This window comes from Cupriavidus sp. HY129, assembly GCF_059492215.1.
In genome coordinates, this window is the sequence record NZ_CP083254.1 from 17,675 (window position 1) to 38,207 (window position 20,533).

General features: G+C 64.1%; 21 protein-coding genes. 14 read left to right on the plus strand and 7 right to left on the minus strand.

Annotated features, from left to right (window positions below; all coding sequences use genetic code 11):
* Positions 1-130: 130 nt before the first annotated feature.
* From K6G35_RS00080 to K6G35_RS00105, 6 genes are all read left to right on the plus strand, one after another.
* Positions 131-571 carry a CBS domain-containing protein gene (locus K6G35_RS00080; RefSeq protein WP_008645806.1) on the plus strand — a complete coding sequence of 147 codons (441 nt, stop codon included), beginning with the start codon at positions 131-133 and terminating at the stop codon, positions 569-571.
* Positions 572-873: 302 nt separating this feature from the next.
* Entirely contained in the window at positions 874-2,364 is a 1,491-nt protein-coding gene (locus K6G35_RS00085) for an MDR family MFS transporter (RefSeq protein WP_495676363.1), read from the plus strand.
* A gap of 110 nt (positions 2,365-2,474) precedes the next feature.
* Positions 2,475-3,101 (plus strand): glutathione peroxidase, encoded by a 627-nt coding sequence (locus tag K6G35_RS00090; RefSeq protein WP_008645142.1) that lies wholly within the window; start codon positions 2,475-2,477, stop codon positions 3,099-3,101.
* A gap of 152 nt (positions 3,102-3,253) precedes the next feature.
* Positions 3,254-4,036 (plus strand): oxygen-binding di-iron domain-containing protein, encoded by a 783-nt coding sequence (locus K6G35_RS00095; protein ID WP_495675964.1) that lies wholly within the window; start codon positions 3,254-3,256, stop codon positions 4,034-4,036.
* 65 nt (positions 4,037-4,101) lie between these two features.
* Positions 4,102-4,968 (plus strand): fumarylacetoacetate hydrolase family protein, encoded by an 867-nt coding sequence (locus tag K6G35_RS00100; RefSeq protein ID WP_495675965.1) that lies wholly within the window; start codon positions 4,102-4,104, stop codon positions 4,966-4,968.
* 231 nt (positions 4,969-5,199) lie between these two features.
* A complete protein-coding gene (locus tag K6G35_RS00105) occupies positions 5,200-6,477 on the plus strand; it encodes a M20 aminoacylase family protein (protein WP_008645138.1) in 1,278 nt (425 codons plus the stop codon).
* 23 nt (positions 6,478-6,500) lie between these two features.
* Here the strand turns inward: K6G35_RS00105 and K6G35_RS00110 are convergent, their stop codons facing one another.
* Positions 6,501-7,319: an AraC family transcriptional regulator gene (locus K6G35_RS00110; protein WP_495675966.1), complete on the minus strand. Its 819-nt coding sequence runs from the start codon at positions 7,317-7,319 to the stop codon at positions 6,501-6,503.
* Positions 7,320-7,459: 140 nt separating this feature from the next.
* Here K6G35_RS00110 and K6G35_RS00115 point away from each other — a divergent pair, with 140 nt between their 5' ends.
* Positions 7,460-8,674, plus strand: a complete 1,215-nt coding sequence (locus K6G35_RS00115; protein ID WP_008645133.1) for an MFS transporter — start codon at positions 7,460-7,462, stop codon at positions 8,672-8,674.
* 62 nt (positions 8,675-8,736) lie between these two features.
* On the opposite strand, the gene K6G35_RS00120 is transcribed toward K6G35_RS00115, so the two are convergent.
* On the minus strand, positions 8,737-10,053 hold the full coding sequence (locus K6G35_RS00120; protein WP_008645131.1) for a M20/M25/M40 family metallo-hydrolase: 1,317 nt from the start codon (positions 10,051-10,053) through the stop codon (positions 8,737-8,739).
* Positions 10,054-10,273: 220 nt separating this feature from the next.
* On the opposite strand from K6G35_RS00120, the gene K6G35_RS00125 reads away from it, so the two are divergent.
* On the plus strand, positions 10,274-10,537 hold the full coding sequence (locus tag K6G35_RS00125; RefSeq protein ID WP_008645129.1) for a hypothetical protein: 264 nt from the start codon (positions 10,274-10,276) through the stop codon (positions 10,535-10,537).
* A 139-nt stretch (positions 10,538-10,676) separates the two neighbouring features.
* Complete coding sequence (locus K6G35_RS00130) at positions 10,677-11,669, plus strand: Bug family tripartite tricarboxylate transporter substrate binding protein (RefSeq protein WP_495675967.1); 993 nt, start codon at positions 10,677-10,679, stop codon at positions 11,667-11,669.
* A gap of 103 nt (positions 11,670-11,772) precedes the next feature.
* On the opposite strand, the gene K6G35_RS00135 is transcribed toward K6G35_RS00130, so the two are convergent.
* A complete protein-coding gene (locus K6G35_RS00135) occupies positions 11,773-12,495 on the minus strand; it encodes a response regulator transcription factor (protein WP_495675968.1) in 723 nt (240 codons plus the stop codon).
* A 185-nt stretch (positions 12,496-12,680) separates the two neighbouring features.
* On the opposite strand from K6G35_RS00135, the gene K6G35_RS00140 reads away from it, so the two are divergent.
* A complete protein-coding gene (locus tag K6G35_RS00140) occupies positions 12,681-13,493 on the plus strand; it encodes a response regulator transcription factor (RefSeq protein ID WP_495675969.1) in 813 nt (270 codons plus the stop codon).
* 12 nt (positions 13,494-13,505) lie between these two features.
* Here the strand turns inward: K6G35_RS00140 and K6G35_RS00145 are convergent, their stop codons facing one another.
* The 4 genes from K6G35_RS00145 to minC form a co-directional block, all read right to left on the minus strand.
* Positions 13,506-14,648 (minus strand): porin, encoded by a 1,143-nt coding sequence (locus tag K6G35_RS00145; RefSeq protein ID WP_495675970.1) that lies wholly within the window; start codon positions 14,646-14,648, stop codon positions 13,506-13,508.
* A gap of 420 nt (positions 14,649-15,068) precedes the next feature.
* The gene (gene minE / locus K6G35_RS00150; protein WP_008645119.1) at positions 15,069-15,323 is read right to left on the minus strand and encodes a cell division topological specificity factor MinE; all 255 of its coding nucleotides are present in this window, start codon (positions 15,321-15,323) and stop codon (positions 15,069-15,071) included.
* A gap of 15 nt (positions 15,324-15,338) precedes the next feature.
* Positions 15,339-16,151: a septum site-determining protein MinD gene (gene minD, locus K6G35_RS00155; protein ID WP_008645118.1), complete on the minus strand. Its 813-nt coding sequence runs from the start codon at positions 16,149-16,151 to the stop codon at positions 15,339-15,341.
* Positions 16,152-16,199: 48 nt separating this feature from the next.
* A complete protein-coding gene (minC, locus tag K6G35_RS00160; protein WP_495675971.1) occupies positions 16,200-17,048 on the minus strand; it encodes a septum site-determining protein MinC in 849 nt (282 codons plus the stop codon).
* A 198-nt stretch (positions 17,049-17,246) separates the two neighbouring features.
* Between minC and K6G35_RS00165 the strand changes: the two genes are divergently transcribed.
* The 4 genes from K6G35_RS00165 to kdpA all read left to right on the plus strand — a co-directional run bounded on the left by K6G35_RS00165 (position 17,247) and on the right by kdpA (position 20,524).
* On the plus strand, positions 17,247-18,218 hold the full coding sequence (locus K6G35_RS00165) for a magnesium and cobalt transport protein CorA (RefSeq protein ID WP_008651792.1): 972 nt from the start codon (positions 17,247-17,249) through the stop codon (positions 18,216-18,218).
* A 223-nt stretch (positions 18,219-18,441) separates the two neighbouring features.
* A complete protein-coding gene (locus tag K6G35_RS00170) occupies positions 18,442-18,603 on the plus strand; it encodes a hypothetical protein (protein WP_008651794.1) in 162 nt (53 codons plus the stop codon).
* Positions 18,603-18,692, plus strand: a complete 90-nt coding sequence (gene kdpF / locus K6G35_RS00175; RefSeq protein ID WP_008651796.1) for a K(+)-transporting ATPase subunit F — start codon at positions 18,603-18,605, stop codon at positions 18,690-18,692. The genes K6G35_RS00170 and kdpF overlap by 1 nt, the downstream gene beginning before the upstream one ends.
* A complete protein-coding gene (gene kdpA, locus K6G35_RS00180) occupies positions 18,692-20,524 on the plus strand; it encodes a potassium-transporting ATPase subunit KdpA (protein ID WP_186425505.1) in 1,833 nt (610 codons plus the stop codon). The genes kdpF and kdpA overlap by 1 nt, the downstream gene beginning before the upstream one ends.
* The last annotated feature ends 9 nt before the right edge of the window (positions 20,525-20,533 follow it).

A 20,533-nucleotide genomic window follows, 5' to 3' on the forward strand; every position in this document is an offset into this window, starting at 1 on the left:
TCACCCTGTGAGTGCCGCGATTCCTTTGCTAATCTGAATGGACGCAGCCGGACGCACGTTGCGCAGTGCCGCTGGCGCGGCCCGCACAGGGCAGTGAATGTTTCCAAAACGGCAACAAGGAGTCGGTGTCATGAAAACCGCGCGGCAGGTTCTGGAAAGCAAGGCAAATCAGGCGATCTTCAGCATTCCTCCCACGGCGACGGTCTATGCTGCGCTGCAACTCATGGCCGAGAAGGGCATTGGTGCCCTGCTGGTGATGGAGCAGCAGAAGATCGTCGGCATCATCAGCGAACGGGATTACGCGCGCAAAGTGATCCTGATGCAACGCACATCGCGCGAGACCCTGGTGCGCGAAATCATGACCTCAGCGGTGATCTATGTCCGGGCTGACCAGACCACCGACGAGTGCATGGCGTTGATGACCCGGCATCGCTTGCGTCACTTGCCAGTGATGAATAGCGATCAACTGCTCGGCATGATCTCGATCGGTGACCTCGTGAACGACATCATCAGCGAGCAGCGCTTCACTATCGAGCAACTGGAGCACTACATCCACGGAGGCTCGCGCTAAGCGGTCTGTTTTCGCGCCGATCGCACGGCGATCGGCCGCGATCTCCGGGTAACGTCAAATGTGATGCGAGGGCGGCCGCAGGCCGGCTTTCGCCTGTCCGGTATTCGGACAATTCCGTCAGCGCCAAATGCTAAGCATGCATATAATTATGCGGTTACTGAATTAGGCCGCATATACCGACTTGCGGCCGCACCCTCCCTCCCCGCATGTCGTCGACCGCCCCCGCCAGCCAGTCCACCGCAGAGGCCCTAGAGGCCACAACTTCCCTCCCCCAAGCCGCCGTTCACGATCACGCGTCGATCATGCGTGTGATCGGTGGCATCGTGCTGTGCATTCTGCTCGCGGCGCTCGACCAGACCGTGGTGATCCCGGCCGTGCCGGCGATCGCAAACGATCTCAACGGATTTGGGCACCTGTCGTGGATCGTGACCGCGTACCTGATCGTGTCGACGGTGACCACGCCGCTGTACGGCAAGCTGTCGGACAGTTTCGGGAGTCGCCGTCTGCTGATGGTGGCGATTTCGCTGTTCATCCTGGCCTCGGTGGCCTGCGCGCTGGCGCAGACGCTGCCGCAGCTGATCCTGTTTCGCGCGCTGCAGGGCCTCGGCGGTGGCGGCCTGATGTCGCTGGCGCAGGCGGCCATTGCCGACGTGGTGGCGCCGCGCGAGCGTGGCCGCTATCAGGGCTATCTGGCCACGGTCTGGGCGATCTCGTCGATCGCGGGGCCGCTGGTAGGCGGCTGGGTGTCCGATCACATGTCGTGGCGCTGGCTGTTCTGGATCAACGTGCCGCTCGGGCTCCTGGCCATGACCATGTGCTATCGCGGGCTCGCGCATCTGAAGCCGCGGGGCGGCCGGCCCCAGGTCGATTGGCTAGGCGCCCTGCTCCTGGCCGTGGCCATTGTCGCGTTCCTGCTTGCCATGAGCTGGGGCGGCGAGGCGTTCGCCTGGATCTCGCCCGAGATGGCCGCCCTGCTGGCGCTCTCGCTGGTGGCCGTGCTGTTGCTGGCCTGGCAGGAGCGCCGCGCCGCCGACCCTATGCTGCCGCCGCGCCTGTTCCGCAATCGCGCCTATGTGATGGGCGTGGGCGCATCGGCGCTGGCCGCGCTCAATATCTTCCTGTGCATCTTCGCCCTGCCCCTGCATTTCCAGCTCGTGCGTGACGCCGATGCGTCGATGTCGGGCCTGCTGGTGGTGCCGTTCCTGCTGGCGACCGTCGCCGGCAACTTCGTGGTGGCATGGCTCGCGCCACGGCTGGGCCGTATGCGTGTCATCCTGACCATCGGCTTCGTTGCCGCGGCGGTCGGGCTGGTCTCGCTGGCCGCCGTGACCGTCGCCGTGCCAACCTTCTTCGTCCTGCTGGCGATGACGATCGGCGGTATCGGCCTGGGCATGGCGATGGTTGGCACGCTGATCAGCGTGCAGAACGCGCTGGAGCGCCGCGATATGGGCGCGGGCACCGGCGCCCTGCTCGTGCTGCGCTCGCTCGGCAGCTCGATCGGCGGCGCGCTGGCCGGCACGCTGCTGGCCATGGAGTTTCGCGACGCGCTGGCCCGGGCCGGCGTCACGCAGGCGCTGGATCTTGGCGCGCTGCGGCATGGCAGCGAGGCGCTGGCGCACCTGTCGCCAGCCGTGCGCCATGTGCTGGCTGGCGGCGTGGAATCGGGCTTTCATCTGATTTTCGCGGCCGGCGCGGTTGCCACCATCATCGCGCTGCTGATCGTGCGTCGGATGCCGGATCTGGAACTGCGCAGCAGCGTGACCGAGCACGCGGCCAAGATCCACATGGAATAAGGACGTCAAACCAGGGAAGAGGCCGGGTGTGCCCGAATGACGCGAATCGGCCGAGAGCGTAGACTTCCTTGCACCTAAAGTTACTCCTCAAGCCACCGGAGCCCCGATTCATGTCCCGCCAACGTACCCTGGAATCCGTGCAACGAACCGCTCTGGCTGGCGCGCTGACGCTGGCCGCTGCCGTGGCAGTCATGCTGCCGCCACCTGCTCGCGCCGCCGAAAAGGCCGTGCCGGCGGCCGCGCAGCCGGCGGGCAATTGCCCGGCGTCGCTGAACTTCCGCTTCCCGCGGCTCCAGGACGAATCGCCACAGAACCTGTGCCAGTACGCTGGCAAGGTGGTGCTGGTGGTGAACACGGCCAGCTATTGCGGCTTCACGCCGCAGTACGAGGGCCTTGAGGCGCTCTACGCCAAGTACCGCGAACGCGGGCTGGTGGTGCTCGGTTTCCCATCCAACGATTTCTCCCAGGAACCCGGCTCGTCCAAGGACATTGCGGACTTTTGCTACAACACCTACGGGGTCAAGTTCCCGATGCTCGGCAAGAGCCATGTGCGCGGCAGCGACGCCAATCCGATGTACGCACTGCTGGCCCAGGAGACGGGCACTGCGCCGAAGTGGAACTTCTACAAGTACCTGATCGACCGCAAGGGGCAGGTCATCGGCAGCTACAACAGCATGGTCAAGCCGGACGACAAGCAGTTTGTCTCGAAGATCGAAGAGCTGCTGAACGCGCGCTGATGCGGGGCTTGCCCCGCAGCGTGTCCATGCGGCTGTCGTTTTCGTAGCTTGTTTCTTCCATAGTTTGATCGTCATCAATAAAGAAACGCCTACGTCTCATTACTTTCGCCTCTAGCCATTTACAACAAAACAAGAGCGGCGAGAGAGGGATCATGAGTAACGTGTTGTACGAAGCGGGCGGGCATGTCTGTCTGGCATTCACGGATCTGGTCGACGAGGGTCAAGGCGACGTCGTCCAGAGCAACCAGTTTCTGGTGGTCGACAACGGCCATGCGGCGTTGATCGATCCGGGCGGAAACATGACCTACAGCGAGCTGTATCTGACGATCAGCCGCTATTTCCCACCCAAGCAGCTTGACTACGTGCTGGCGTCCCATGCGGACCCGGACATCGTGGCTTCGGTGGGGCGCTGGCTGACATCGTCGGACAGCCGCGTGCTGATCTCGCAGGTCTGGGCACGCTTTCTGCCGCATTTCTGCCAGGCAGGCAAAACGGCGGGGCGCATCGTGACCATCCCGGATGGTGGCATGGTGATACCGCTTGGCAACAGTCAGCTGATCGCGGTGCCCGCGCACTTCCTCCATTCCGAAGGCAATTTCCAGTTCTACGACCCGGTCAGCAAGATCCTGTTCTCGGGCGACCTTGGGGCCACGATGACGTCTGGGACGGAAGCTGGCACCGTGGTGACCGATTTCGATGCTCACGCCCGCCGGATGCTGGCGTTCCATCGCCGCTATATGAGCGGTAACCGGGCGTGCCGGCTCTGGGCCGCGATGGCGCGGACCATGGATATCGAGTGGATCGTGCCTCAGCACGGGCCCTCGTTCCGGGGCCGCGAGATGGTCAATCGCTTCATCGACTGGATCGACCAGTTGCAGTGCGGGCTGGATCTGCTCGAGCCCGCCCACTACCGTGTGCCGTCGATGCTGGGCTGAACGGGCAGGGGTCTCGCGCTTGCGCTATGCTCGCGGGCTGGTGCTACCGCAAGGAGACGAGACCCATGAAACTAGTCCGCATTGGAGAACCCGGCGCCGAGCGCCCCGGCATGTTGGACAGCGACGGCCGCGTGCGCGACCTGTCCGGCGTGATCGACAACATCGGCCCGCAGGAACTGGCGCCCGGCGTGCTGGCCCGTCTGGCGAACATCGACCCCGCCACGCTGCCGGTGGTGGAAGGCGGACGCTTCGGCGTGCCCTGGAGCGGCGTTGGCAAGATCGTTGCCATCGGCCTGAACTACGCCGACCACGCCGCCGAAGCCGGCATGCCGCTGCCGACCGAGCCGATCGTGTTCCTGAAGGCCAACACGTCGCTGAACGGCCCGAACGACAACGTGATGTTGCCGCTCGATTCGCAGAAATCGGACTGGGAAGTGGAACTGGGCGTGGTGATTGGCACCCGGGCCCGGAATGTGTGGAAGGAGCAGGCGCTCGACTATGTGGCCGGCTACTGCGTGGTCAATGATGTCTCCGAGCGCGAATTCCAGCTCGAACGCGGCGGCACGTGGGACAAGGGCAAGGGCTGCGACACCTTCTGTCCGGCGGGCCCGTGGCTGGTCACGCGTGACGAGGTGCCCGACCCGCAAAAGCTGGGGATGTGGCTCGACGTCAATGGCGAGCGCATGCAGAAGGGCAGCACGGCCACCATGGTTTTCGATGTGGCGACGATCGTCAGCTACGTCAGCCGCTTCATGACGCTGGAGCCCGGCGACCTGATCGCCACCGGCACGCCGCCAGGTGTCGGCATGGGCTTCAAGCCGCCGCGCTACCTGCGTGCCGGCGACGTGATGCGCCTGGGCGTCGAGGGGCTTGGCGAGCAGTCCCAGAACGTCGTGGCCTACGTCGGGCGCGGTGGCGCAATACGAATCTAGGCGGATTCGGACGGATCCAGGCAGGGCGGTTGGGTGCCCGCGGCGACATCGGCGCGGGTTCCCAACGGAAACGTCTTCACACAAATCGTCGCAGTTCCACACAAAGCGTCCGATCAGGGCAACAGTTTTGCCGTGATTCCGGGCGTTTTCGCACGAAATCAGCATTCCAGGTTTTCTTCCTTGGGATGCGTGAAATACTGTTCATACATGTCTGCCGTTTAGAGCACTGCCATGTCTGAACACGCCCCCGAAATCGAAGACCCCGACATCGACGCCCCTGAAGTCGCATCGATCCTCAAGTCCGTCTCCGTCCGCCTCGCCAAGGATTCCCCCACCCGGTCCTTCTGCACCCTGCACGACACGCTCGACTCGCGTGACGAACTGCAGGACATCCGCCGCCATATCCACCAGCATCCCGAGCTTGCCTTCAACGAGGTCCACACGGCCGAACTCGTCGCCAGCAAGCTGGAGAACTGGGGCTACACGGTCACACGTGGCGTGGGCGGTACCGGCGTGGTGGCCTCGCTGCGAGTGGGCGCGGGGCAACGCAGCGTCGGCATTCGCGCCGACATGGATGCATTGCCGATCCACGAGCGGTCGGGCTTGCCCTATGCCAGCGTGCACGACGGCAAGATGCACGCGTGTGGCCATGACGGCCACACCGCCGTACTGCTGGGTGCCGCGCGACAACTGGCACGTACCCGGCAATTCGATGGCACCGTGCACCTGATCTTCCAGCCGGCCGAGGAGATCGGGGCGGGCGGTGGCGCGGAACGGATGCTGGCCGACGGCCTGTTCGAACGCTTTCCGTGCGATGCGATCTTTGGCCTGCACAACCATCCGGGTGCCGAGGCCGGTACCTTCATGTTCCGTTCGGGCCCGTTCATGGCCGCGTGCGACACCGTTGCGATCACCATCCGCGGGAAGGGTGGCCATGCCGCGCGGCCGCATCAGTCGATCGATCCGATCCTGGTCGCGGGCAGCCTGGTCATGGCGCTGCAGTCCATCGTGGCGCGCAACGTCGATCCGAACGAGACTGCCGTGGTGACCATCGGCACACTGCACGCCGGCCACGCGCCCAATGTGATTCCCGATAGCGCGCGCATGGAACTCAGCGTGCGCTCATTCAGTGCGGATGTGCGGGCATCCATGGAAACGCGCATCAAGCAGCTTGCCACGTCACACGCCGAGGGCTATGGCGCAACGGCCGATATCGAGTACGTGCGTGGCTATCCGGTGCTGGTCAACAGCGAAGCGGAGACCGAGTTCGCACGCCAGGTGGCCGAGGAACTGGTGGGCCCCGAACGTGCGATCGCGAATTTCCACCGCATCGCCGGCAGCGAGGACTTCGCTTACTTCCTGCAGCAGCGGCCCGGATGTTTCGTCCGGATGGGCAATGGGGTCAACCAGCCGCTGCTTCACAACGCCGGCTACGACTTCAACGACGACAACCTGACCGTCGGGGCGGCCTACTGGACGCGGCTGGTCGAGCGCTACCTTGCCGGGTAGGACAGGGCGACAGGACGACAGGACTATTTGAAGAAAGCGCTCGGCGGCACGCCGAACTGCCGCCGGAACATCGTCGCGAAGGCGCTCGGGCTGCCATAGCCCATGTCGAGCGCCACATCCACCACCTTGTCGCCTGCCGCCAGCCGCTCCAGCGCGGCCAGCAGCCGTGCCTGCTGGCGCCACTGGCCGAACGTCATCCCGGTCTCGCGCGCGAATCGGCGCTGAATGGTCTTGGGATCCACGCCAAGCCTGTCGCCCCAGTCAGCCAGCGTCAGGCCAGAGTCGGGGCTATCGGTGATCTGCTCGCAGATCACGCGCAGGTCCCTGTCCGTCGGGCGCGGCAGGTGGAGCGGCAGTGTGGGTACCAGCGTGACTTCATCGAGCAGCAATTGCATCAGCCGGGATTCGCGCGAGTCGGGCGAATAGGGCAGGGGAATGTCGATCGCGGCCAGGATCAACTCGCGCAGCAGCGGAGAAATACCGAGTACGGTACAGCGCGTGGGCAGGTTCGGCGCGGCGTCGGGGCGGATGTAGGCCGTGCGCATCTGCACGTGCCCGACCATGCGGATCCAGTGCATGGTGCCCCCGGGCATCCACATGCCGCGTGTCGGCGGCACGATCCACTGTCCCTCGGACGTAGACACCACCATCACCCCGTGCACGGCATGGATGAGTTGCGCGTGCGGGTGCTGGTGGGGCTTGGTGACGTGGGTCGGCAGGTAGTCCGCCGCCATGGCCGCCACGGGCATCGGGCCGCGGTCGTACTGGAGGTAGGCGGGCTGTTCCGAGTAGGTATCGGGCCGCCCGTCGGCATGGGCAGCGTTCGGCGCTTCGGCTGGCATGTCCTTTTCTCCAAAGTTACGGCCTCATTCTCGCAGGACAGGCGGCAGTTTGCCAATTAGCATCGTCACACTTCCCGGCCGCGCGCTGTTCGGGCGCCCGGGCTTTTGCCAAGCATGACTGGCCAATGCGCCCCCGCACCATGAGCACAACCATCCATCCGGCCCATCCGGCCGACCGTGAGGAAGGCACACGCTTCCGCGTGCTGTACGCGATCAGTTTCGCGCACTTCCTCAACGACATGATCCAGTCGCTGATCCTGGCCATCTATCCGATGCTCAAGGGCGGCTTCAACCTGAGCTTCACGCAGATCGGCCTGCTGACGCTGACGTATCAGGTCACGGCGTCGCTACTGCAGCCGGTGGTCGGCCTGTACACGGACAAGCATCCGAAGCCGCATTCGCTCGCCATCGGCATGGGATTCACGCTGTGCGGCCTGTTGCTGCTGTCAGTGGCCCCGACCTATGGCGTGCTGCTGGTTGCCGCAGCGCTGGTGGGAACCGGTTCGTCGATCTTCCACCCGGAATCGTCGCGCGTGGCGCGGCTGGCGTCGGGCGGGCAGCACGGTCTGGCCCAGTCGATCTTCCAGGTGGGCGGTAACGGCGGCAGCGCGATGGGTCCGCTGCTGGCGGCGTGGATCGTTCACTCGCAGGGCAGCGTGGCTTGGTTCTCGCTGGCCGCGCTGCTGGCCATCACCGTGCTGTGGCAGATCGGCGGCTGGTACGGCCGGCACCTGGCCGAGCGCGCCGCGAAGAAGAAGGGCGCCGGCGTCGTGGTCAACAAGCTGCCGAAGTCGACAGTGGTGCGCGCCATCGTGGTGCTGCTGCTGCTGATCTTCTCCAAGTACTTCTACATGGCCAGCCTGAACACGTACTACACGTTCTACCTGATGGAGAAGTTCGGCCTGGCGCGTCAGACCTCGCAGATCTACCTGTTCCTGTTCCTGTTCGCCGTAGCGGCGGGCACGATCATGGGCGGGCCGATCGGTGACCGCATCGGCCGCAAGCGCGTGATCTGGGCGTCGATCCTGGGCGTGGCGCCGTTCACGCTGATGCTGCCCCATGCCAACCTGTTCTGGACTGCCGTGCTGTCCGTGGTGATCGGCTTCATCCTGGCCTCGGCCTTCTCGGCCATCCTGGTGTTCGCGCAGGAACTGATCCCGGGCAAGGTGGGCATGGTGTCCGGGCTGTTCTTCGGGTTTGCCTTCGGCATGGGCGGCATCGGCGCCGCGGTGCTCGGTCGGCTGGCCGATGTGCACGGCATCGAGACCGTGTACCAGCTTTGCGCGTTCCTGCCATTGCTGGGCCTGCTCGCGGTATTCCTGCCGGACTTGCGCGAGAGAGCGAAAGCGGCTTGAACGGCTGATGGTTTTAACCCCCTCCCGCCACAGCGGGAGGGGGAGTCACTTCCCTCCCTCGATCACTTTCCCGTCTTGTCCTGCGAGACATCCATGATCATCCGCGTCAGCAGATACAGACGCGGCGTGACCGAGTTCAAGTCCACATACTCCGCATCGTTCGAATGCGCGCCGAAGCCGCGCAGGCCGAAGCGTTCGATCACCGGTGCCTTGGTTGCGGCCGCCGCAAATGCCGCATCGGTGCCGCCGCCTTCGGCGGTGTCATAAACAGCCAGCTTCTCGCCGATTTCGGCATAAATGCCCTGCGCGTGCGCGGCCAGCGCACGGGATGCCGGGGTGGCTTCCAGTGGTGGGCGACGGCGCTCGAACTTCACTTCGACCTTCGTGTCGGGAATCAGCTTCTTCTGAATCCGCTCCTGCAGCGTGCGCTCCAGGCCGTCGTAGTCGGCGGTGCGCAGCACGCGCACATCGGCCTGCGCGGTGGCCACGGCCGGAATCACGTTGCGGTTGGTGCCGGCGTGGGACAGGGTCCAGTTGACCTTGAGGCCGGTGTCCGGGTTGGACAGGTCGCGCATCTGCAGGATCTGGTGCGATAGCTCGTAGAGCGCATTACGCCCCAGTTCCGGCGAGCTTCCCGCGTGGGAGGATTTGCCGTCGACCTTGAGCGAGATGGCGCCGATACCGCTCGTGGCCAGCGAGAGCCGGTCGCCGGTGACGCGCGAGGCTTCGCACGAGAATACGGCATCCTGCTCCGCGCCCAGCTTCGTCAACGTGGCGCGCGCGCCCGGCGAGCTGATCTCCTCGTCGCCGTTGATCAGCACGGTCAGCGTGCCATAGTCCTTGAACTTCATCTTCTGCAGGATGGCCACGGTATGCAGGATCACCGCCACGCCGTTCTTGTCGTCGGCAATGCCCAGGCCGTAGGCGCGATCCCCGTCGACGCGGAAGGGCTGCTGCGCGAGCATTCCGCGCAGGTACACCGTGTCCATGTGCGCGATCAGCATGATCTTGCGCTGGCCAGTGCCCTTGAACTGCGCCATGACCATCTTGCCGACCTTCGGCGGGGTGTCCTCCATGCGATAGACGTCGGTTGGCTCGATCAGCTTCGCGTCGCCGCCGAGCGCGGCCAGGCGGTCGCGAATCAGGTTGGCGATGCGGTCCAGGCCTTCGATATCCTTGCTGCCGGACTCGATCGATACCAGGTCCTTGAGCGTGTCGATCAGCGCGGGCTTTTCCTGCTGCGCAAGCTGAAAGGCCGGCTGCACGGGCTCGGCCTGGGCCGGCAGGGCGCAGATCGCGCCGGCCAGCGCCAGCGCGGCGGGCAAGAGGGCCAGGCGGGCCAGGCGGGTACGCAGGGCAGGATGAGGGGCAGCGTGCATGACGGGAACACTCCTTGTGGTGTCTTCTGTGCGGAAAGTTGGAATGTTGCGGAATCGGGGCGCCGCGGTAAAGGCCCTGGCGTGGGTCTCGTCACGATTCACGCTCAGTCCGCGCATCCTGTCGCGCGGGCGCTGCAGACATTGGTCATCCTGGCATCGAATTTGCGGCATCATGGCGGTCATGAAGTCCGCCGTACTCCAGCCCTCCGGGACCCCCGTCATGCCTGACGCCGTGCCTTCCCATGCGCCAGCGCGCCCTGCCTGTGCCCATTGCCTGGCACTGGCCGACGATCCGCGCCGGCGCGAACCCCATCCCTGCCTGGCCCTGCACAATACGGCGCCGCTGGTCAGCCAGAGCGCGGCCGGCGTGCCGTTCAGCATGTTGTCGTTCAGGTGCCGGGAATGCGGTACCGCATGGCGGCTCTATGACCGGGCCAACGAGCTATTCGTGTCGTGGGTGCCTGAGCATCCGCTGGTGCGATAACCGCTCGCCCGTTTCAGGGGCGCGGGCCGGATCGGCTAAGATGGCGGCAATTCGGACGCGGCCATGCATTGCCCGCCACGTCCCGCCAAATCCGCAGATTCCCGCTAATTTCCCGCCAATTTCCCGCTCAAGCCCGATCATGGTCGCCTTCCGATCCCTGCCGCTGCACGCCGCGTTTATCGCGGCCGCTGCCCTGACCGCCTCTATCTCCGCCCCGGCCTTCGCCGCGGACAACTATCCGAGCCGCCCGATCCGCATGATCGTTGCCTATCCGACCGGCGGCATCAGCGACGCCGTGGCGCGCGCGCTGGGCGAAAAGCTCTCGGTGCAGATGGGCACCTCGGTGGTCGTCGAGAACAAGGCCGGAGCGGGTGGCAGCATCGGCATCGACGCCGTGGCCAAAGCCGCGCCGGATGGCTACACGGTCGGTTTCTCGTCGACCAGCCCGCTGACGCTCAATCCGCACGTGGGCCACGTCAACTACGACCCGCAGCACGACGTGGCGCCGGTGATGAGCGTGATGTACTCGCCGGTGCTCGTGGTCGCCACGCCGAGCTTCTCCGGCAAAACGTTCCAGGACCTGATCGCGCAGGCGAAGGCCAAGCCCGGCTCGGTGCGCTGGGCCACGTCTGGCCTTGGCACGGTGGGCCATGTGATGCTCGAGCAGATCAAGGCCAAGTCGAAGACGGAACTGACGATGATCCCGTACAAGGGTGCCGGCCAGCAGATGAACGACGCGCTCGGCGGGCAGTTCGAGGTGATGAGCACCAACGCCAGCCCCATGCTGACGCAGCACATGCAGGCCGGGCGTCTACGCGCCATCGCCGTGGGCGCGCCGAAGCGCATCGATTCGCTGCCCAATGTGCCGACCATGGACGAGCTGGGCTATCCCAAGGCCAACCTGACTTCGACGTTCGGGATCTTCGCGCCGGGCAAGACGCCGCCGGCCATCATCAACAAGCTCAATGCGGAACTGAACAAGGCGCTGGCCGAGCCTGATGTGCGCGATCGCCTGCTGCGTGGTGGGGAGGTGCCCACGGGCGGATCGGCGGCACAGTTCGGCGCAGCCATTCGCGCCGAGTCGGCGGAGAACGCGCGCATCGTCAAGGAAGCGGGCATCAAGATCGATTGAGATGGACTCCGTTCAGCGGAAGACGGCTGCCTTATCCACTTCATCCGCCTCATCCGTCTCATAGGGCAGCCAATGACGGCCGGTCGCGTGTCGCGACGGCTGTCTATATCGGGTCCAGGCGGCTCCCGAGCCGATAGACCGATCGCAGCATGATGCCGTTGAACGGCCAGAGCGCGAGTTTGGTGCGTACCCGCGACAGGTGGCTGTCAATGGTGCGCGCCTGCTCCCTGATGCCGGTGGCAGGCCAAACGTGCTCGATCATCGCGCGGCGCGTCACCAGCGCGCCAAGGTTGCGGAACAGCAGCAGCGCCAGCGCGTATTCCTTGGGCGACAGGGCCACGGTCATGCTGTTGACCCACACGCGGTGCTCCGCTACCGCAAAGCGGAACACGCCGCAGACGAGTTGATCGGAAGTGTCCCCTAGCGCGCCAGGCGGCACGTTGGCAACCGTCATGCCGGGCATCGCTGCCCGCCGGGTCAATGCCTCGATGCGGGCCCGCAGCTCATCGCATCGCGCGGGCTGCGGCACGTACGCATCCGCGCCAGCCGCGAGGCAGCCCACGACCACTTCCTCCGCATCGCTCTGGCCCAGCATCATCACCGGCATTCCGTGTCCCAGCGTGCGCCGCACCCAATCGAGCAGATCGTCGGCGTTGGTGCCGGCCACGTCCCGGTCCAGCAGCAGCAGATCGAACGGCTCGCGACGCATGGCCTCGATCATCGGCTGGCTGCTGCGAAATCGCGCAAGCGTGTGTCCGCCGGGATGCAACGCTCGCTCCAGCACGATGGCGCGGACGGGGTCGTCTTCGAGCGCGGCGATTCTCAAGGTGCGTTTCCTTCCTGATCAGGTCAGATGTTCCGGGTCATGGTAGGCCGATGCGCGCACCAAACGAAAGTAAACATTTGTGGCCGATGCAGAAAATGAGCATCGTCTTATAGGGTTCTCTCGCTCACACGCCTCTAATGGTCGTCAGCGATTTCACTGGACGCTCCACGTGGGCGCGACGACGCATGACAAGGATGGGACTGAGGGTTGCCTCGCTGGAGGACGACGCTGCCGAGGCCGCGAGGATTCGCGAGATCGTGACGGCGGAAGGGCATGAGTGCGTGACGTTCGCCGATGGCAGGCGCATGCTGGTCACGTTGCGCAAGGTCACGTTCGACCTGTTGCTGCTTGACTGGCACGTGCCAAATGTCTCGGGCCGGGAAGTACTGGACTGGGCGCGCGCGCACCTGGACCCGCGCATACCGGTGATGTTCCTGACCCGGCGTGACGCCGAGGCGGACATTGTCGCAACGTTGAGTGCTGGCGCCGACGACTATATGGTCAAGCCGATCCGGCCGCGCGAACTCGGCGCGCGCATCGCAGCGCTGCTGCGCCGAGCGTACCCGGACTCCCGCCAGCCAGACGATGGACGGCTGACCTGGGGCTGTTTCCGCTTTGATGCCGTGACGCGCGAAGCCACGTGCCACGGGCAGGAGGTACGGCTGACGCCGAAGGAGTTCGAAGTCGCGCTGCTCCTGTTCCGCAATGAGGGCCGCGCCGTGCCGCGCGAATACATGCTTGCGGCGATCTGGGGCAAGGAACTGCCGCCGCTGTCGCGCACCATCGACACCCATGTCTCGCGCGTGCGTACCAAGCTCGGCCTGTGGGAGCACAACGGCGTGCGGCTCCAGCCGCTCTACACGCATGGCTATCGCCTGGAACTGCTGACGACGTCGGGGATGGCGCCACCGCCAACATCACAGCCAACTCCACCGTCGACTCCATCTCCGCCTTCGCAAAAAAAGAAAGGCACCCGAAGGTGCCTTTCTGCCAACTGATCAAACCAGCAATCAGAAGATGTGGCGGATGCCAGCACCGAAGCTGGTCTGGTTGTTGCGGCCCGGCAGTTCGGTCGTGGTAGCGCCCGAAACCTTGTTGAAGTCCGCAGCACCATAGACTTGCGTGCGCTTCGACAGCGAGTACTCGGCGATCAGCGCGGCCGTGTAGCGGCGGCCGTTGTTGTCGGCGATACCGTTCTTGTTTTCGACGTAGTCGGCGTAGAACGCACCGGTCAGCGCCAGGGCCGGAGTGGCCTGGTAGGTCGCGCCGATGTAGCCCAGCGTGTCCTTGCGCGGGTTGGCGTTGGCGGCGGCAGTGCCCAGCGGGGACGGTACCGAGTTGGCGTTCGTCGTGATGACGGCGGCGTTGTTCAGGATGTTGTCCATCTGGCCAGTGTGGTCACGACCACCGATGTAGCCCAGGAACAGCTTTGCCGGTCCGATGGAGTACTTACCAGCAGCGCCCCACATTTGCTGCTTGTTGCCATTGGCGTCGCGGATTTCCTGGTACACGCCACCGATGCCGAACGGGCCGTAGTTGTACGCAGCACGCACGCCGAAGTACGGCGTGTTGGTGGCGTTGTTCACGTTGGTGGTGGTGCCGCTAGCCTTCGTGAAGCTGCCCGGCACTTCGCCGAAGCCGTAGCTGGCGCCGAAGTCGAAGCCGCTGAACGAACCGCCGTAGCTCACCACGTTGTTGCGGCGGAGCTGCGTCAGGCTGTAGTACATCCACGAGTTGCCGGTGTAGTTACCGATGGTCAGCGGATCGTAGTCGCCGAAGAAGTTAAACCCTTCGGTGTACTGGCGACCCAGCTTCACGGCGCCGAAATCACCAGCCAGGCCAACGTAGGCTTGACGATTGAACAGCTGGCCCGTCGAGGCGCCGTTCATCGTGCCGTTGTCGAGGCTGTAGCCGTTTTCCAGTTGGAAGATGGCCTTCAGGTTGTTGCCCAGGGCTTCAGCACCCTTCAGGCCCCAGCGGCTTTGCGTGATGGCACCATCGTCCACTGCCACGCGGCCATGGTTGGCTGCATCGGCGTTGGTCGTGTAATGGATGCTGGCGTCGGCAATGCCGTACAGCGTGACCGACGTTTGCGCGTAGGCGCCGCCGGCAAACAGCGAACCGAGTGCGAGGGTCAGTAGCGATTTCTTCATGGTGCTCCTTTTCTGTCTTGTGGTTGTCCGCTGCCGGATCACGGCGCGTCCATTTGAATAACGTTTGCTGTAAACGCCGCGAAAATTTAACAAAAGGCGGATCGTTCGGACATAAAACCAAGCAAGAGCAGTGCTTCAGGAGGGGATTTGGTGCAATTCCGTTGGTTTGCCGCTACACAATGCCTCTGAACGCTGAAAATGGTGCGCAGCAGCACGCGCCGTTCTGGTGCAGGGGCACGAACGGGCAACGACAGGGCAACGAAAAACAGGGGGATAAACGGAAGTGCGGAGCACAGCGCAGCAGTCGTGGAATACGACTGCTGCGCTGCAATAATCTAATCAAGAATGCGGGTTTTCCCTTAGAAGAAAATACCGCGGATTTATCGCGGATTTACTTTGGAATTACCCACAGCTTCGATCTCAGGCTTGTGGAATTTCTATCTTGACCTCGAGAACCTCGAGGTTGTCCTGGCGCTCCAGGCTGACGCGCAGGTCCTGATCGCTGATCTTGACGTACTTCGAAATCACGGCCACCAGCTCGCGCTGAAGGGCCGGCAGGTAATCGGCCGGCGCCGAATGGCCCGAACGTTCATGGGCGAGAATGATCTGCAGGCGCTCCTTGGCGACCGATGCGGATTTCTTCTTCTCTCCCAGCAGGAAGGACAGGATCGACATGTGGATGAGCCCTCCTTATTTGTTGCCGAAGATGCGCGAGAACAGCCCCGGCTTCTGATAATCGGTAAAACGCAGCGGTTTGTCCTTGCCCAGGAAGCGGTCCACGATGTCGCCGTAGGCATCGGCGACATCGGTGCCTTCCAGATGAATCGCCGGCGTGCCCTGGTTGGAGGCATGGAGCACCGCCTCCGATTCCGGAACCACGCCGATCAGCTTGATGCGCAGGATTTCCTGAATATCGGTGAGCGACAGCATCTCGCCACCGTGCACGCGCTTGGGGTTGTAGCGCGTGATCAGCAGGTGTTCCTTGATCGGCTCCCCTTCGCTGGCACGCTTGGTCTTCGACGACAGGATGCCGAGAATGCGGTCCGAATCGCGTACCGACGATACCTCGGGGTTGGTCACGATCAGCGCCTCGTCAGCGAAATACATCGCCATCAGCGCGCCCGTCTCGATGCCGGCCGGCGAGTCGCAGATGATGTACTCGAAGCCCATTTCCTTCAGGTCATTGATGACCTTCTCCACGCCCTCGCGCGTCAGCGCTTCCTTGTCGCGCGTCTGCGACGCCGGCAGGATGAACAGGTTTTCGCACTTCTTGTCCTTGATCAGCGCCTGGTGCAGGTTCGCTTCGCCCTGCACCACGTTGATCAGGTCATACACCACGCGACGCTCGCAGCCCATGATCAGGTCGAGGTTGCGCAGGCCGACGTCGAAATCGATCACGGCAGTCTTGTGGCCACGCAGGGCCAGACCGGCGGCGAAACTCGCGCTGGTGGTGGTCTTGCCAACGCCCCCCTTGCCGGAGGTCACTACGATGATTTTTGCCATGGCTCTATGGTCCGGTATGAGTGGTATTCGTTCGATTGCGTGCTGCCGTTACTTCATGCGCAGCGGTTCAAGGATCAGCTTTTCGTCGGCCAGGCGAACCTGTGCCGACTTGCCGAGCACGTCGGCCGGGAGTGTCTGCTCCGCGGTCCGGTAGATGCCGGCGATGGAAATCAGTTCGGGCTCCAGGCACGTGCAGAAGATGCGCGCATCGGGATTACCCTTGACACCCGCCAGCGCGCGGCCGCGCAGCGGGGCATAGATATGGATATTGCCTTCGGCGATGACTTCGGCGCCGTAGCTGACCAAGTCCAGGATCACCACGTCGCCCTGGGCGTAGATCTGCTGGCCCGAGCGCAGCGGCTTGTCGATCAGCAGCGTGGGGATTGTGCGGGGGGCGGAAGCCGCGTTCGCGGCCGCCATGATCTCGGCGATTTCCGAGGCCTTGCCGTTGACGACGGCGCCCTCGCTGTCCTTGCCCTTGCCGGTGTTCCTGGTCGCCTCGGCGCCCGCCTGTCCGCCTGCCCTCGCGGATTCGGGGTTGCCCGCCTTCTCTTTCGGGGCCTCGTCCTTGCCGCCACGCCGGCTCTGGCTGTCCAGCAGCGGCAGGCCGAAGCCGCCGGCCCAGTCGCGCTGGTCGGCACGGGCCACCACGCCGATGGCACGGGCCTTGAGGGTGGCCAGGGTGTCGATCACACGGTCCAGCGCCAGCGCCCCGTCGCCTTCCAGGCGGCGCAGGTCCAGCGCGACGACGTCATCGGAAAAGAAATCGGGGGTTGACTCGAAGCGGGAGAGGAGGTCGTCCCGCACCGCGTCCAGATCGGCGGTATTGAGAGCGAGAAGGAGGGCGTCGACGTTGCCACTGCGCAGCTCGAAGCGTGGCGATTTCTTCTGAGACATAGCCGGGTGACCGTGGAAATGCCACATTCTAACGTCGTATCTCCGGGGAACTGTAACAAATGTCGGACGGCTAGCCCCAGGTGGCCGATGCGGACCACGGGCGCGCCAGCTACATGTCAAAAAGTGGTGATGGCGGGGATGGTTCACACCGAATGCCTCGGCTTGTTACGATTGCACGTCCTCAAGTACGGAGCATCCATGGGAGCCATCGTTAACTGCGCGGCCTATCGCGAAGGCAGAAAGGTCGGAGATGTGGAGTTCGACGGCATTGCCAGAGCGCTGGCCGAGCCCGGCACCTTCGTCTGGCTGGGGCTGCACGAACCAGACCTGCCGCTGCTGCGCAAGGTGCAGCAGGCGTTCGGTCTGCACGACCTGGCCGTGGAGGACGCGCTGGAGCCACATCAGCGCCCCAAGATCGAGGCCTACGGTGACTCGGTGTTCGTGGTGCTGGGTACCGCGCGCCTGGTCGACGACGAAGTGGTGGTGGGTGAGACGCATCTGTATGTCGGCCCGAACTACGTAGTTTCGGTGCGGCATGGCGCCAGTTCCACCTACACGCCGGTGCGCGAACGCTGCGAGGAAGACCCGCGCGGCATGGCGCATGGCACGGGGTTCGTGCTCTATGCGTTGATGGACTACATCGTCGATCACTACCTGCCGATCGTGACCCGGCTCGAAGAAGCCTTCGAGGCGCTGGAGCAGGACATCTTCCACGACGAGTTCGATCGCGCGGCCATCGAGCGTCTCTACAAGGTCAAGCATCAGGTCTTGCGCCTGCGCAACGTGGTCTATCCGGTCGAAGACATCTGCAGCCAGTTGATCCGCCTGCATGAAGACCTTGTGCCAAAGGACCTGCGCGCGTACTTCCGCGATATCCAGGACCACAGCAGCCGCGTTGTGCGCACACTCGACGTGGTACGAGAGATGCTGACGACGGCCGTCCAGGTCAACCTGGCGCTGGTTACCGTGACGCAGAACGAGGTGGTCAAGCGGCTGGCCGGGTGGGGTGCGATTCTGGCGGTGCCTACCGTCGTGTTCTCGCTTTATGGCATGAACTTCAACTTCATGCCGGAACTGAAGTTCCACTACGCGTATCCCGTGGTGATCGGCTTCACGGCGGCCGCGTGCAGCTTTCTCTGGCGCAAGCTGCACCGCGCGGGCTGGATCTGACGGTTTCGTCGCCATGATTTCCCTTCTCCCGCGTGCCGGAGTGGGGAGATCCTCCTCCTGAAGACATCGGCAGAACAGCCTTCGAGCGCTGGCTGTCGCTGGCCTCCTGCATTTTTATATTTCGTTTACACCCCCCTCCCGCCTCTCTACCCCGTTTTTACCCCCCGATCCCTAACCTGCTATCCGTAAATCACTCAGTCAGGTGTTATCGCCTGCACAAGTCATGGACGGGATCTACTTCCTTGTATTGCTGGCCTTCGGCGCGTTGACGGGCGCGCTGCTGGCTCTTTGCGCCGCGCTTGGCGCCAATCCGCCGGCCAGTCGAGGTAACGGCGAAGCCGCCGCTGCCGATTCCAGGCCAGCCGCCGACAACAGGGGGCAGTAATGGAATGGACTGACCTGCTTAGCGCCGGCCTGGCCGCCGCGCTCTTCATTTACCTGCTCATTGCGCTGTTCCGGCCGGAGAAATTCTGATGTCGACACCGCACTTCACTCAATTTCTCGGACTGCTGGTTCTGTTTCTGGCCATCCTGTTCGTGGTGGGCCCATTTCTGGGCCGCTACATGCGCCGTGCCGTCGAGGAGGGCAACTTCAGCCTGACCGCCTGGGGGCGGCCCATCGAGCGCGTGCTGTATCGCGTGGCCGGTGTGCGTGCCGATGCCGAAATGGGCTGGAAGCAATACGCCATTGCGGTGCTCGTCTTCAACGTGATCGGCGTGATCGCCGTCTACGCGCTCCAGCGCGTGCAGGGTTTGCTGCCACTGAATCCGCAGGCGTTTGGCGCGGTCTCGCCCGATTCGTCGTTCAACACCGCCATCAGCTTTGTCACCAATACGAACTGGCAAGGCTACAGCGGCGAGTCGACGATGAGCTACCTGACGCAGATGCTGGCCCTGACGGTCCAGAACTTCGTCTCCGCAGCCACTGGCATTGCCGTGGTCTTCGCTCTGATCCGTGGCTTCGCGCGCCATACCTCGGCCACGATTGGCAACTTCTGGGTCGATATCACGCGCACCACGCTCTACGTGCTGCTGCCGCTGTCTGTGATCACCGCGCTGCTGCTGGTCAGCCAGGGCGTGATCCAGAACTTCGACGGCTACAAGGACGCGAATCTCGTCACGGCGGTCGAGTACACGCAGCCCAAGGTCGATGCGGCGGGCCAGCCCGTGCTCGACCCGCAAGGCAAGCCCGTGACAGAGGCGATGAAGACGACCACGCAAACGCTGGCGATGGGGCCAGTGGCCTCGCAGGAAGCGATCAAGATGCTCGGCACCAATGGTGGCGGCTTCTTCAACGCGAACTCGGCGCATCCGTATGAGAACCCGACGCCGCTGTCCAATTTCATCGAGATGCTGGCGATCTTCCTGATCCCGGCGGCCCTGTGCTTCACGTTTGGCGAGATGGTGCGGGACCGGCGCCAGGGCGTGGCCGTGCTGGCCTCGATGACGGTGATCTTTGTCGTGATGGCCGTGGCGGCGATGGCTTCCGAGCAGCACATCACGGCGGCGCTGTCGTCTCTGCCGATTGACCATGCCGCGTCCGCACTGCAGGCAGGCGGCAATATGGAAGGCAAGGAAGTGCGCTTCGGCATATCGGCCACTTCGCTGTTCGCCACGATCACGACCGCCGCTTCATGCGGCGCGGTCAACGCCATGCACGACTCGTTCACGGCGATTGGCGGCCTGGTGCCGATGCTGCTGATGCAACTGGGTGAAGTCGTGTTCGGCGGCGTGGGCTCCGGCCTCTATGGGATGCTCGTGTACGCGGTGCTGGCCGTGTTTATCGCGGGCCTGATGATCGGACGCACGCCCGAGTACCTCGGCAAGAAGATCGAGGCCTACGAGATGAAGATGACTGCCGTGGCGATCCTGGTCACGCCGCTGCTCGTACTCGTGGGTACCGCCATCGCGGTGATGCTGGAGCCGGGTCGCGCCGGCGTGTTCAATCCGGGCACGCACGGCTTCTCCGAGATCCTGTATGCGCTGTCGTCGGCGTCGAACAACAACGGCAGCGCGTTTGCCGGCCTTTCCGCCAACACACCGTTCTACAACACGCTTCTGGCCGCGGCCATGTGGTTCGGGCGTTTCTGGATCATCGTGCCGGTGCTGGCGATGGCCGGTTCGCTGGCCGCCAAGCGCCGCACGCCGGTCACGGCCGGCACCATGCCGACGCATGGCCCGCTGTTTATCGTTCTGCTCGTGGGTTCGGTGCTGCTGGTTGGCGCGCTGACCTATGTGCCGGCACTGGCTCTCGGGCCCGTGGCGGAGCAACTGCAGCCCGCGGCGGTGACCGCGGCTGCGAAGTAATCCTGCGGA